Source organism: Mesorhizobium sp. WSM4989 (genome assembly GCF_029625795.1).
Lineage (GTDB): Bacteria > Pseudomonadota > Alphaproteobacteria > Rhizobiales > Rhizobiaceae > Mesorhizobium.
Window position 1 is genome coordinate 335,881 of record NZ_JARTVN010000001.1, and the last position, 12,265, is coordinate 348,145.

Annotated in this window: 14 protein-coding genes; 11 read left to right on the top strand and 3 right to left on the bottom strand. The window is 62.0% G+C overall.

What is annotated here, in order from left to right; all coding sequences use genetic code 11:
• Positions 1-2: 2 nt before the first annotated feature.
• Positions 3-1,016: an SIS domain-containing protein gene (locus P9217_RS01735; protein WP_278086769.1), complete on the bottom strand. Its 1,014-nt coding sequence runs from the start codon at positions 1,014-1,016 to the stop codon at positions 3-5.
• 187 nt (positions 1,017-1,203) lie between these two features.
• Here P9217_RS01735 and P9217_RS01740 point away from each other — a divergent pair, with 187 nt between their 5' ends.
• The 4 genes from P9217_RS01740 to P9217_RS01755 all read left to right on the top strand — a co-directional run bounded on the left by P9217_RS01740 (position 1,204) and on the right by P9217_RS01755 (position 5,158).
• Positions 1,204-1,935 (top strand): GntR family transcriptional regulator, encoded by a 732-nt coding sequence (locus tag P9217_RS01740; protein ID WP_278088263.1) that lies wholly within the window; start codon positions 1,204-1,206, stop codon positions 1,933-1,935.
• A gap of 436 nt (positions 1,936-2,371) precedes the next feature.
• Positions 2,372-2,950 (top strand): TetR/AcrR family transcriptional regulator, encoded by a 579-nt coding sequence (locus P9217_RS01745; protein WP_095801489.1) that lies wholly within the window; start codon positions 2,372-2,374, stop codon positions 2,948-2,950.
• Between the two features lie 39 nt (positions 2,951-2,989).
• Positions 2,990-4,264, top strand: a complete 1,275-nt coding sequence (gene fabF / locus P9217_RS01750; protein ID WP_095824610.1) for a beta-ketoacyl-ACP synthase II — start codon at positions 2,990-2,992, stop codon at positions 4,262-4,264.
• Between the two features lie 78 nt (positions 4,265-4,342).
• Positions 4,343-5,158, top strand: a complete 816-nt coding sequence (locus P9217_RS01755; protein ID WP_278086767.1) for an oxidoreductase — start codon at positions 4,343-4,345, stop codon at positions 5,156-5,158.
• A 73-nt stretch (positions 5,159-5,231) separates the two neighbouring features.
• Here P9217_RS01755 and P9217_RS01760 read toward each other — a convergent pair whose 3' ends face one another.
• Positions 5,232-7,181 (bottom strand): GGDEF domain-containing phosphodiesterase, encoded by a 1,950-nt coding sequence (locus tag P9217_RS01760; RefSeq protein ID WP_278086766.1) that lies wholly within the window; start codon positions 7,179-7,181, stop codon positions 5,232-5,234.
• A 480-nt stretch (positions 7,182-7,661) separates the two neighbouring features.
• Here P9217_RS01760 and P9217_RS01765 point away from each other — a divergent pair, with 480 nt between their 5' ends.
• Positions 7,662-9,197: an FAD-dependent oxidoreductase gene (locus P9217_RS01765; protein WP_278086968.1), complete on the top strand. Its 1,536-nt coding sequence runs from the start codon at positions 7,662-7,664 to the stop codon at positions 9,195-9,197.
• A 268-nt stretch (positions 9,198-9,465) separates the two neighbouring features.
• Positions 9,466-9,651 (top strand): hypothetical protein, encoded by a 186-nt coding sequence (locus P9217_RS01770; protein WP_066992988.1) that lies wholly within the window; start codon positions 9,466-9,468, stop codon positions 9,649-9,651.
• Positions 9,652-9,705: 54 nt separating this feature from the next.
• Here P9217_RS01770 and P9217_RS01775 read toward each other — a convergent pair whose 3' ends face one another.
• Positions 9,706-10,038 (bottom strand): hypothetical protein, encoded by a 333-nt coding sequence (locus P9217_RS01775; RefSeq protein ID WP_127215351.1) that lies wholly within the window; start codon positions 10,036-10,038, stop codon positions 9,706-9,708.
• 326 nt (positions 10,039-10,364) lie between these two features.
• Here P9217_RS01775 and P9217_RS01780 point away from each other — a divergent pair, with 326 nt between their 5' ends.
• From P9217_RS01780 to P9217_RS01800, 5 genes are all read left to right on the top strand, one after another.
• Positions 10,365-10,595 (top strand): hypothetical protein, encoded by a 231-nt coding sequence (locus P9217_RS01780; protein ID WP_067321889.1) that lies wholly within the window; start codon positions 10,365-10,367, stop codon positions 10,593-10,595.
• An 82-nt stretch (positions 10,596-10,677) separates the two neighbouring features.
• Positions 10,678-10,839: a hypothetical protein gene (locus P9217_RS01785; protein ID WP_095801495.1), complete on the top strand. Its 162-nt coding sequence runs from the start codon at positions 10,678-10,680 to the stop codon at positions 10,837-10,839.
• Positions 10,840-10,957: 118 nt separating this feature from the next.
• A complete protein-coding gene (locus P9217_RS01790) occupies positions 10,958-11,263 on the top strand; it encodes a hypothetical protein (RefSeq protein ID WP_066992982.1) in 306 nt (101 codons plus the stop codon).
• A gap of 342 nt (positions 11,264-11,605) precedes the next feature.
• Positions 11,606-11,905 (top strand): DUF982 domain-containing protein, encoded by a 300-nt coding sequence (locus P9217_RS01795; RefSeq protein ID WP_067321894.1) that lies wholly within the window; start codon positions 11,606-11,608, stop codon positions 11,903-11,905.
• Between the two features lie 22 nt (positions 11,906-11,927).
• Positions 11,928-12,215 carry a DUF982 domain-containing protein gene (locus P9217_RS01800; protein ID WP_067321896.1) on the top strand — a complete coding sequence of 96 codons (288 nt, stop codon included), beginning with the start codon at positions 11,928-11,930 and terminating at the stop codon, positions 12,213-12,215.
• The last annotated feature ends 50 nt before the right edge of the window (positions 12,216-12,265 follow it).

Here is a 12,265-nt window from a genome sequence, read left to right on the forward strand (position 1 = left end):
GCTCAATAGGCTACGCGTTTATAGTAGCGGCGCGTCGTCAGCGGGTGGTTGCGGATTACCTCGAGATGAGCACTGACGCGTTCGAGGGCGGTGGCCAGCACGACCGGCGAAACCAGCGCGCGCACGTCCGCAGAAATGCCGGGCAGTTCGAAGGCGGCCGTGTCGAGCACCGTCGTCTTGTCCGTGTAGTTAGCTGCGAAATTCTCGACCCGCTCGGCCAGCGGCCGGGCGCTGTCCTCGCCCTTGAAGAGAACAACGCTCACGTCTTTTTCCACCAGCTCCAGCGTGCCGTGGAAAAAATCGGAGGCATGCACCGGACGGGTCCGGATCCATTGCATCTCTTCCAGGATGCACATGCCGTAATACCAAGCCTGCGGCCACACGTTCCCGGCGCCGGTTATGATGTGATAGTCGGAGGCGGCCAGTTTTTGGGCGAAGTCGGCGGCTTGCTTTTCATAGCTCCGCTTCACCTCCAGCAGCGATCGCGGCAACTGCGCCAGCTCGGCGAAAATCCGTTCGGATTCGGCCATCTCGCCGCGATGCTTCAGCACCGAAAGCGCGATGAACAGCGACTGGAGGTAGAAGGACTCGCAGGAGGTGTCGTCCTCAGCGAAGTTGACGAAGACGTGGTCCCCGCCCCTGCCGAGCGGCGTCTCCTCATGCCCGACCAGCGTGATCACCGTCGCTCCGATCTCCTTGATCCTAGCCAGCAGCGCCACGCTTTCCTTGGTGGTGCCCGAGAGCGAAGGCAGCACGACGATCGACTTCTCGGTCAGGTGCACGGATTGGGCAAGCTGCAGCTCGGCAGTGATATCGACGAAGGCGGGAAAGCCGGACCGGCGCTGCAGCAATTGCGCGGCCGGATGCATCAGGATCGCCGCGCCGCCGGTGCCGAGGAAGAAGATGTTTTGAGCCCCGCCGGCGAGACATTGCGCAACGGCGGTTTCGATGCGCTCCCGCAGAGCCACCGCCCCCGATTGAATGCGTACAAACCGGGCTTCGTCGAAACTGAGCATCGTTCCCTCGATCGCTTCTGTTGTAAGACAACTGACATCTCAATGAGCGCATTTCAAGAGAAATTTTGCGGACCGGCTTCGGTCCATTTGCGTATGCAGCAAAGTCAGGCGCCACGACATGCCCCGCTTGACCTAGCCGCGATTGTCCGACAACAAAAGGAGAGTTGGCACAATGGGGATAAAGGACTTGGACGAGCCGCTTCGCGATGCGCGCACACTGGCGGTCCAGCTCCGCGACCGCCTTGCCGACCTGATCAGAAGCGAGGGGCTCAAGCCCGGCGACCGGCTGCCGACCGAGTCGCAGTTGACGCAGCGCTTCCGCATCTCGCGCCCTGCCCTGCGCGAAGCGCTGAAACTTCTCGAACAGGACGGCGCCATTTCCGTCACCCACGGCCTCGGCCGCTTTGTCACGGCGAACTCTGCCGTGCAGGTCGACCGGCCGATAACGATGTTCGAAAGCGTGACCGACATGTCGCGCCATTACGGCTACGACACCATCAACAAGGTTCTGTCGATCGCCGAGGAAACGCCCGATCCGGTGATCCAGCAGCAATTGCGGCTGGCCGACGGAGAGCGCGTCATAAGACTGGAACGGCTGCGGCTGCACAACGACGTGCCCCTCATCTACTCGCTGGATTACGTGCCGCGCGGCCTTTTGCCCGGCCGCCTTTTCGACATCGAATGGAGTGGTTCGCTGCTCGCGCTGTTGGAGAAACACCGCCATCAGCCGCGTATGTCGGCCGCCTCGGTTTCAGCCGTGACGCTGCCGGACGAAATCGTGCAGCGCAACGACCTGCGCGATTTCGGGCCGGCGCTGCTCATTACTGAAACCTGTTTCGATGCGACCGGGACACCGGTCGTCTATGCCGCTGTCTATCATCGCGGCAGCCATTTCGCCTTCAGCTTCGCACGGCGGTGACGCCCAACGCCGGCGATTCGGGCCGGCGACGGCGGTGTTCGCCGGGACGCTGCCGATTGGGAATTGAGTTCGAGAATAGCCTTCGAATAGGTCCTCTGGTCCACGCGTCTTTTGTTAGGTCCTGGCCAACGCTCTGAGACTCTTGTCCGGCAGCTTGCCAGGCCGCGATCCGTGGCGGGGTAGTCCGGCAGCGTTGCGCTCATCTGCATGTCGCCCACGGTCGAGACCGTCACCTCCCCGCCGGATCTCGAGAGCGCGTAGAGCTGTTCGCGGTGGCCCGGCAAGGAGAAGCTCACGGAATCCCGGTCGGCGGGCGCATCTGGCCTGCCGCAAACCTACGCCCGACGAGCCGCCTATCCCGGATCCTTAATTAGATTGCGCTCAGTCTCTAAATGGCATATAGATTTCGTACGCAATCTAAATATGGAGGCCGATCATGCGCGTGAGCCGCATTCAGGCTGAGAAGAACCGGCAGACCGTGATCGACGTGGCCAGCCGCCTTTTTCGGGAACATGGGTTCGACGGCATCGGCCTCAAGGATCTGATGAAGGGTGCCGGGCTGACCCAAGGCGCCTTCTACAAGCAGTTCGCGTCGAAGGAGGACTTGGTCGCACAGGCTTCCAGACGGGCGGTGGAGAGTACGGCTGCCCGATGGGCGACAGCGACCGCAGCCAATCCCAGCGATCCGCTTGGGGCGGTGATGGCATTTTACCTCAGCATGGGCCATCGCGAGCAAAGGATGGACGGCTGCCCGGTCGCGGCGCTCGGCTCGGATGCCGCCAGGCAGCGGGCCGAGGTGAAAGGGTCGTTCGAAGCCGGCATCAAGCAGTATCTCGAAATCATCGGCCGGTTGATCGCCGCGACCGACGTAGACGAGCCCAACAGCAAGGCCATGGCCATTCTTTCGACGATGGTCGGCGCGCTGACGTTGTCGCGCGTCGTCAACGACCCCGACCTCGCTCAGGCCTTTCTGGATGCGGCCACCGAACAGGTTCGCGACGCAGTCACGGCTTGAACCGCGCGGGACTGACGACCGGGATTGATAGGAGAATAGATGCGACGGATCGTTGTAACGGGCATGGGCGCGGTCACGCCGCTTGCGGCGGATGTCGAGACGTCCTGGTCGCGTCTCCTGGCCGGCCGCTCTGGTATCCGCAGGCTTGCGGACGAGGTGGTGGAAGATTTGCCGGCGAAGATCGGCGGCGTGGTTCCTTCCCTGGAGGATGATCCCCAAGCCGGCCTCGATCCGAACGGTTTCCTGGCGCCGAAGGATCAGCGCAAGGTCGACCGCTTCATCCTGTTCGCGCTGGCCGCTGCAGAAGAGGCGCTTGCCCAGGCGAGATGGAAACCGGCCTCGGAAAAGGATCGGGTTCGCACGGCGACGATCATCGCTTCAGGTGTCGGAGGTTTTCCCGCCATCACCGAGGCGGTACGGACCGTCGACCAGCGCGGCGTTCGGCGCCTTTCACCGTTTACGGTGCCGTCTTTCCTGGTGAACCTCGCGGCTGGCCACGTCTCGATCCGCTACGGCTTCAAAGGCCACATCGGCGCGCCGGTAACCGCATGCGCCGCCGGCATCCAGGCGATCGGCGATGCGGCTCGCATCATCCGCGCCGATGAGGCCGATATCGCTTTGTGCGGCGGCACCGAGGCATGCATGAACACAGTCAGCTTGGGCGGCTTCGCAGCGGCACGCTCGCTTTCGACCTCCTTCAATCACCGCCCCGATCAAGCTTCTCGTCCGTTCGACATGTCGCGGGACGGATTCGTCATGGGCGAAGGCGCCGGCATCCTGGTCATCGAGGAATTGAGCCATGCGCTGGCTCGCGGCGCGAAACCGCTCGCCGAGGTCGTCGGCTACGGCACCACGGCGGATGCCCATCATGTCACTTCCGGCCCCGAGGACGGCGATGGCGCGCGACGTGCGATGGAGATCGCGATTGCCCAGGCCGGCATCTCGCCACGCGACATCCGCCACCTCAATGCGCATGCGACCTCCACGCCGGTGGGCGACCTGGGAGAAATCGAAGCGATCAAAAGGGTCTTCGGCGCGGATTTCTCGATCGCCGTCAGCGGGACCAAGTCGGCGACCGGACACCTGCTCGGCGCTGCCGGCGGGCTCGGCGCGATCTTCACGATATTGGCGCTCAGGGACCAGGTGGCGCCGCCAACCCTCAATCTGGGCGCGCCCGATCCGGCCGGCGACGGCATAGACTTCGTCGCGAACCAAGCCCGGCCAATGGAAATGGACTACGCGATCTCCAATGGGTTTGGCTTCGGAGGTGTGAACGCCAGCGCGCTGTTCCGGCGCTGGGACGGACAGGCATGAACGGTCGAGCCGCTCCCTGGCTGCGGCTTTTGTTTCGGCCTTCCGATTTCCCCACTCCAGCCGCAAGAAAGTGATCTCATGGAAAAGACCAATCCTGGCGTCGCCCTCCTCACAGGCGCATCCTCGGGCATCGGGCGCGCAACAGCCGCAGCCCTCCGGAACGCGGGCTTTCGCGTGTTCGGAACCAGCCGTCGCGCGATCTCCGAACAGTCCGACGGCGTTACCATGCTGACCGGCGACGTGACCGACGACGCGTCCGTATCGAAGCTGGTCGAAGAGGTGCTGGCCGAAACAGGGCGCATAGACTTGCTGGTCAACAATGCCGGCATCGGCCTGCTTGGCGGCGCGGAGGAGTCCTCGACTGCGCAGGCTCAGGCGCTTTTCGATGTGAATGTCTTTGGTGTCATCCGGATGACCAACGCGGTGCTGCCGACAATGCGACACCAACGCAGCGGCAGAATCGTGAATTTGAGTTCCGTGCTGGGCCTGATTCCGGCTCCCTATTCCGCTCTCTATGCGTCGACCAAGCATGCGATCGAAGGCTATTCAGAATCGCTGGACCATGAACTGCGCTCGTTCGGAATTCGCGTGGTGCTGGTCGAGCCCGCCTACACCCGCACGTCGTTTGAAGAAAATCTCGCCAGGCCCGATCAGTTGCTGGACATCTATGGCATCGCGCGCGCCGGCATGGATGTGGTTCTGCGGAAAGCCATCGAGACAGGCGATGCGCCCGAGGTCGTGGCCAAGACGGTCTTGCAAGCGGCGACCGCCTCCGTTCCGCGGAGGCGCTATGCTGCCGGAAAAATGGCTCGCCAGATCAGCTTGCTGCGCCGTTTCGTTCCCGAATCCGCCTTCGACAAGAGCCTGCGAAAGCAAAACGGCCTGCCGGCCTGACATCCAAGTCGCCGACAGTGGTCATTCGAGGCTCTCTGACACATGAGTTGGGCAGCCGCAGCCGCCCACCCCCTTAGGCGGCGCTGCCGGTTCGGCGCGACGGGAGTTGCCCGGGATCAAAGGCGGCATTTGCGGCGGCAGAGGTGTCGAAACGCCTCGGCTCGAAGGCCAGCGCATCGTGCATGGGAAGCGCTGCCGAGAAGAGGAAGCCCTGCCCGATCATGCAATCGAGCGAGCGCAGGATCAGGCGATCGGCGTCCGTTTCGACCCCCTCCGCCATGACCTCTATGCCAAGCGTTCGTCCGAGATCGATGACGGCCCTGACCAGCGCCTGATCTTCCACGGATTTGGCCAGATCGCGAACGAAGTCCTTGTCGATCTTGATCTTGCGGATCCGACTGTCCTTCAGCGAAACCAGGGTCGAAAAGCCGGTGCCGAAATCGTCCAGCACGATCGATATGCCCGCGTCCGCCAGGCGTTCCAGCTTTTCGTCGACCCGGGCGCGATCCACGGGCGCCTCTTCGGTAATCTCTATCTCGAGCATGGCCGCGGGGACATTCCTCGTCTTCAGGATGTCCAGCATCATATCGTCGACATTGCCTGCCTCGAGTTCACGCGGCGACAGATTCATCGCAACGCGCACATCCTGGCGCCCTTTCCTCGCCAGTTCCTCGATCATGGAGCAGCAATTGAGAAAGACCTTCTCCGTCAGCAAGGAAAGCAGACCGGTTTCGCGTGCCGCTGTCACGATCTCCGGCGGGGGAATGGCGCCGTGAACCGGATGCTGCCACCGCAGCAGCGCTTCGAAGCCGGCGACCGCTTGCGCGTCCAGCCGCACGATGGGCTGGAACCATGAGCAAAGCGTGCCTCTCTCGATGGCTGCGCGCAGGTCGCGCTCGATGCAGTGCTTGCGTTCGAGCCCCTGATCGAGCTCGGCATCGAAGAGGCAGTATTCGTTCCTGCCGCTGCGCTTGGCCGCGTAAAGCGCGAAGTCGGCGCGCAGCAGCATCTCCGTCAGTCGCGGTGTCTCCGATACGTATATACCGATCGAGGCGCCGACACGCACCGATTTCAATGCCGGATCCGGATTGGCGATGGCCGCGATGATCAAGGACGCAAGCTCGTCTATCGAGTGCTGCGAGCTTGCGGCGGGAAAGAGCAGCACGAACTCGTCGCCGCCGATGCGCGCGATCGTTGCCCCCGGCGGCGCGTGGTTCTCTATCCTGCGCGCGACCCGGACCAGCAGGTCGTCGCCGATATTGTGACCATAGGTGTCGTTGACGGATTTGAAGCCGTCGAGATCGATCAGCATGGTCACGAACGGACCGTCGGAAAAACCCATCTCGCCGATTGCGTGCTCGAGCCCGTGCCTGTTGAGCAAGTTCGTCAGCGGATCGCACCTGGAGTTTCGTTCCATCCGGGCCGCGAACGCCCTCGCCTCGTATTTGAGGCGGCTCGTCTCCTTGAAGCGGGTCTGCCCGAGCAGCGAGCTTCTGATCATGCCTCCAAGAAAAAGCAGGACCGTGAGGCCGAGGACGTAGTTCTCGATATTGCCTTTCGCCAACACGCATCCTGCGGCGATCAGAAGCGGCAATGTCAAGAAGTTGATCGAAGCCGGCGCGTATGACGCACCATAGGTGACCGAACCGGCCGACAGGCCGGCGAGGACGACCAGATAGAGCGGCGCCTGGGGAGTGGTGTATCCATCCGATAGCACGGCCAGAAAAGACCAGGCGATGCCCGATGCCAGCGCCAACAGCCCGTAAACGGAAAGCCGCGCATCGACTGGCCTCGACCGGCCATCGGACCCATTAAAGGCAATTTCCGGCTGGGTGAGGGCCAGTCCTATGCGGGCGCCGTTGATGATGGTGACCGCCACAAACCACAGCGCCGCCGCCGGGCCACCGCCCGAGAGCATCTGCACGGCCAGGATCAGGGCCGAGAGAACGGTGCCGATGGGCATCGAGATGAAAAGGCCCTTCTTCAGGTCAGCGAACTGATCCCGCAGAATTCCCGCTTCCACGGCTTCGCTTTGCCCCTGAAGGGCTGAACCTGGGCCGGGCTGGTCGGAATTTCTCATGCCTAGTGGCTAAACGAGCGGAATGAAAATCGCGTTAAGGATTTCAGCGACTTACGCCGCATCAGTCATGGATAGGCGAGCGCGACGGTTCCGGCCCGCCTCCCCATCGGGGTCGAGGCTGTCCACAACTCCAGCCGAACGGACTGTTCCCCACGCTGCCTCTGCGCTTCGATCTACCCCGGTGTGGCGGGAGTTTGCGAAAATCTTTGGGTCCGTTTGGAAACCGATCTGACGAAACTCCATCAAATCATTCGTCGGCCGCTATGGTCACCAAAGGATGGGTGTCGATGTCGTGACAGGCCTCGAACTTTGCCCATCGACTGGCGCAAAGCAGGCCAGGCGATCGTTGATTTGCCCAAACCAGCGTCGGGAGTCAGTCTGGCTCGGTCGGACTCCAATCGAACAGCGAAGGGAGAAAGAAAGATGGCTCAAGACCACTCTAAATCGAACGGACCGGATCTGGCCCAAGGCATTGCGCTAGCCGACCTTGCCGATGGCGCAAAGCTGGTCGGTCACTGTGGCGATGAACAGGTGCTGTTGGTGCGCCGCGGGACAGAGGTCTTCGCAATCGGAGCGGCGTGCACGCATTATGGCGGGCCGCTGGTCGACGGTCTTGTCGTGGAGGATACCGTTCGATGTCCGTGGCACCACGCCTGCTTCGATTTGCGCACCGGCGAAGCCGTGCGTGCGCCTGCGTTCAGTCCACTCGCCTGCTGGTCGGTGGAACAGCGCGGCGATCGCATATTCGTGGGCGAGAAGCGCAAGCGAGCGGCTCAAACGCCCGGCAGCGGAGGCGCTGGCCAGTTTGCCGGCAGAATCGTGATCGTCGGAGGCGGCGCGGCCGGTTTCGCAGCCGCCGAAAGACTACGGCGCGAAGGCCATCAGGGCAGCATTGTCATGCTCAGCGACGACGAGGCGCCGCCCGTCGATCGCCCCAACCTTTCCAAGGACTACCTCGCCGGCAAGGCGCCGTCGGACTGGGTTCCGCTGCGTCGGGAAAGCTTCTATGCCAAGAACGGCATTGATCTGCGCCTCAAAGCCAGCGTCGCCGACATCGATGTCCGGTCCGGCGAGGTCGTGCACGCAGACGGGAACCGAACTGCCTACGACCGTTTGCTGCTTGCTACGGGAGCCGAACCGGTCCGCCTCACGATCTCGGGCGCCGATCAGCCACAGGTCCATACGCTGCGCTCGCTCTCCGACTGCTGCACGATTATCGAGGAAGCCAAGACGGCCCGCAGCGCCATCGTGCTGGGCGCCAGTTTCATCGGCCTCGAGGTTGCCGCGTCCCTGCGTGCGCGGAACATCGAAGTTCATGTCGTCGCGCCCGACGAACGGCCGATGGAGCGGGTCCTCGGGCCGCAGATGGGCGACTTCATCCGCAGCCTCCACGAGCAAAATGGCGTCGTCTTTCATCTCAAGGACACCGCGACCGCCATCGACGGCACGAACGTGCAACTGAGCAGCGGCCTTACGCTGACCGCGGATCTCATCGTCGCTGGCATCGGCGTGCGGCCGCGGCTCGGGCTTGCCGAAAAGGCTGGGCTCAGGCTCGACCGCGGCATCATGGTGGACGCCTTTCTGGAGACGAGCGCGCCGGGCATTTTCGCGGTAGGCGACATTGCGCGATGGCCCGATGCCCACTCCGGCGAAAACATCAGGGTCGAGCACTGGGTGGTCGCAGAAAGGCAGGGACAGACCGCAGCTCTGAACATGCTCGGACAGCGCGAGAAATACACTGCCGTGCCGTTCTTCTGGAGCCAGCATTATGACGTCCCGATCAACTACGTTGGACATGCGGAGCGATGGGACAAGATCGCGGTGGAAGGCGACATCGCCGCCAAAGATTGCCTCCTGCGTTTCAAGCGCAAGGGACGCACACTGGCGGTCGCCTCGATTTTTCGCGACATCGAAAGCCTGAAGGCCGAATTGGAGATGGAACGCCAGAGCGCTACCTGATGAAGCATGCGGAGGCCGCTTAGCGCAGCGCACGCACGGAGGCGGCCGGCGTCGGTCTGCAATGCGCTCAAATCCGACATCCGACCGGAACGGCCGACGGCTGCAAATGTGATGCAGTTGAGGACCAAAGGCCGTTTTGCCGTTTCAGACGGCCTGGCGAAGGCTGATTTGCCGCCATGCGATCGGCGGTACCAATCGCCTACGAAAAGCAACAATGCGATGAAACCTTTCAGGGCTTCTTTCCGTTCGGTCGGAGGAGGATCCAACAATGACCGAACCCGGCGAAAGCAGTTCCCATAACCGGATCGACGACAAGCAGCTCGTCATTTTGCTGAAACAGAAAACAGGCATTTCGGACGCGCAAGCCAGGAGGCTGATAAAAGCGGTTGGACGCGATCGTCCTGCGCTGTTGCGGGAAGCCAGAATCATCAGGGCGAGGCACTCGGGCGTCTAGTTCACGCCGCCGCTTGAGCCGGTCGATGGGCCTTTCCGAAAAACGGCCATCCCCTCAGCGTGCGACCAGCCGAGAAACCTTGAGCCGCGGCGCGAAGAAGCAGCGCAAATAGGGCTGATTGGTTATCACGTAGTTGTTTTCGCAGATATGATATTGGCCGTCCGGCGATTCCTGAACCCGATCTCGCGGGATGTTGAAACCGTCGGGCAAATAGGTATAGCCGCCGTCGGCTCTGGACCGCACCGAAGACTGAGGGATGGCGCGGCAATCTTGACTGCCGCAGCACTTGAATCTCGTTACCGGGTCAATCTTGTCTTCGTACCAATCATGCGCATTGGCGCCTGTTGCGGCGGCAATGCACATGGCTGTGAAGATGACCCTTCGCATGGCATTCCTCGTGTGCGGAGGCGCTGCTCATTCGGGCGTCATGTATATTAGCGTTGCGCCGAAAATGCCATTGCATCGCGAAGGCCCGGCACGGCAGCCGTCTGCCTCGCCCGCTCACACCAGCCATCGTTTTGGATGGTCTCGCCGGTCATGAACGCGTTCTGCATAAGATACAGACAGGCGGGCGCGCGATGTCGGAGGGCGTGGCGAAGCGCTTTTAGTCGTTGGTTGCTGCGTCTCGTTGCCCCAGAATCGCTTGTGCCTCCTGGCGGCATGCACAAGAATCGGCGGCTTGCGCAGACCTGCCGATTGCGAGATGGTGGGCGATGATCGCCGGTAGGTATCTGGATCACAAATTGGAATGCCCGTATTGCGGTGTGATCCGGTTGCAGATCCCCATCGATGCTCAACCCATTACCCAAATCCATTGTGCCGAATGCGGCAAATATCTGGGTACGTGGGACGAACTCCAGACCGACTTCGAGCGCCAGGGCGGCACCGAGGGGGTGTTCCGTCTGGACAAAGGGCGTATCCAGAAGCTCGCTTCCAGCCAATAACGGACCGCCGGTGGCAGCCAAGCCCGGAATTGGCGGGAACTAATTTCTGACTTGAACGTTGCGCCGCCGTAGGGGACTTCCCATGGCGCTCACATCTGACAGTCAGTCACAGGAAGCTGTTGTTCAACGGCTTGTCCGGGAGATCGGCATTACCGAAGCGCAGGCTTTGGAACTTGTTTCTTTCCTAGGCTTGAATTGGGGTTCGCTCGTTCGCGAGGCGAAGGCACTGTCGTTCAGGAAGTAGCCTGTTGACGAGCCAGATCCGGTTTTCTTGCACGCGTGCCAAGGCACGCGCTGGAAAGTGCGCAAAGATACATTAGCGATCGCTTGACGAATCCGCCGACCGCCCCAGTCTTGCGTCTATGGCAAGAGGCATCAAGGTCGGAGACGAGGTCGCCATCACCGCAACGGTTCGCCGGCGGGTGACGGAGGACCGCGTCAGCGTGTCGATTCCCTCCTATGAGCAGCCGCATTCGATCATCGACCGCACGTCGACCGTGAAGAGAGGCCAGCCGATCGAGCTCGTCGGAGATGTAACGCGCGTCAATGGGGACCGGGTGACAGTGAAGCTCGGCGTACCGGTTACAGTTGACATCGACAAGGTCAGGCTGGTGACCACCAGCAAGCCTCCCGCGCGAAAGCCACCGGTGGTTCAGCGGCCGGCGTAAGGAAGACTGTGCCTGCCGGCAGTTCCGGACGGAAACCCGAGTCACGCTTTCTAGAATTGCTCCGGCAAAAACCCGCCCGGGGAGGAGCGCGGGCGGGTTTTCGCAAGAGCGGCCACATGACTCGCTCACGGATGGCGGCCCTCATTTCGGAGCAAAGGTTCGCCCCGCCGCTGCGTACCGAACAGCAAGACCCGCGGAAGGTTCCCATCGAGCCGAACGCTCCCGCACGCGCCCTCATCTTGACGGCCAAAAACCGCAAACCCATATCGCAGCCAGGCCAGGATCGTTGAAGGTTCCGGCCCGTCTCAGAACTCAAATTGTTCGTTCGACTTGGAGGATCTTATGAACGATCGGATGTTTGACAGCCCTGTTTTCGTGAAGAGCGGGAACAGCCTCATCCAGGAAATCGCGTGCCTCGATGACGCCCTGGAATTTCTCTACGAATGGCCCAAGAACAGACGCGGCACCATCTACGAGACCGCCCTGCGTGCCTGTCAGCGAGCATTCGACAGCGACTATCCGCTAACGGCGGCCAGAGACGCGTTCTGCGGCTTCGCAAAGTCGGTCAAAATCCACGAGGACGTGAGTGTCACTTTGCCTTGGATGACCGGCAAGGGCCCAGGCAGCGGCGTGACTGCGTAGCCGCAAAAAGGAGGCAGTCACGATGCTTGCAAAACCGTTCGAAAAGCCGATCCGCGTCTGGGTCGGACTGGGATTTCCGCGTCAGCTGAACACTGTCGTAGATGCCTATCAGTTCGTCGCCGACTGGTGTGGCAACAGCCCTGAGCAGAAGGCGGCGATGCGTGCCTGCAAGGCCGCCTTGGCCGGCGAAATCGACGCAGAAACGGCGAGAGGCGTCTTCGTTGCCTTTGCCCGCCGGAAGGACATCCTCATCGAGGAGGGAGCAGTTCCGCTCCCAACTGGAAAGGCAGCCCAGCCGAAGCACGCTTGATGGGACCGAGGCGGCGGCCAACGCCGCCTCGTTTCACCTGTAGGACGCGA

What these genes read in the sequence shown, in the direction of transcription:
- P9217_RS01735 (WP_278086769.1), bottom strand. Translation starts at nt 1,016, where the DNA reads ATGCTCAGTTTCGACGAAGCCCGGTTTGTACGCATTCAATCGGGGGCG.
- P9217_RS01745 (WP_095801489.1), top strand. Translation starts at nt 2,372, where the DNA reads ATGCGCGTGAGCCGCATTCAGGCTGAGAAGAACCGGCAGACCGTGATC.
- fabF (WP_095824610.1), top strand. Translation starts at nt 2,990, where the DNA reads ATGCGACGGATCGTTGTAACGGGCATGGGCGCGGTCACGCCGCTTGCG.
- P9217_RS01755 (WP_278086767.1), top strand. Translation starts at nt 4,343, where the DNA reads ATGGAAAAGACCAATCCTGGCGTCGCCCTCCTCACAGGCGCATCCTCG.
- P9217_RS01765 (WP_278086968.1), top strand. Translation starts at nt 7,662, where the DNA reads ATGGCTCAAGACCACTCTAAATCGAACGGACCGGATCTGGCCCAAGGC.
- P9217_RS01770 (WP_066992988.1), top strand. Translation starts at nt 9,466, where the DNA reads ATGACCGAACCCGGCGAAAGCAGTTCCCATAACCGGATCGACGACAAG.
- P9217_RS01775 (WP_127215351.1), bottom strand. Translation starts at nt 10,038, where the DNA reads ATGCGAAGGGTCATCTTCACAGCCATGTGCATTGCCGCCGCAACAGGC.
- P9217_RS01780 (WP_067321889.1), top strand. Translation starts at nt 10,365, where the DNA reads ATGATCGCCGGTAGGTATCTGGATCACAAATTGGAATGCCCGTATTGC.
- P9217_RS01785 (WP_095801495.1), top strand. Translation starts at nt 10,678, where the DNA reads ATGGCGCTCACATCTGACAGTCAGTCACAGGAAGCTGTTGTTCAACGG.
- P9217_RS01790 (WP_066992982.1), top strand. Translation starts at nt 10,958, where the DNA reads ATGGCAAGAGGCATCAAGGTCGGAGACGAGGTCGCCATCACCGCAACG.
- P9217_RS01795 (WP_067321894.1), top strand. Translation starts at nt 11,606, where the DNA reads ATGAACGATCGGATGTTTGACAGCCCTGTTTTCGTGAAGAGCGGGAAC.
- P9217_RS01800 (WP_067321896.1), top strand. Translation starts at nt 11,928, where the DNA reads ATGCTTGCAAAACCGTTCGAAAAGCCGATCCGCGTCTGGGTCGGACTG.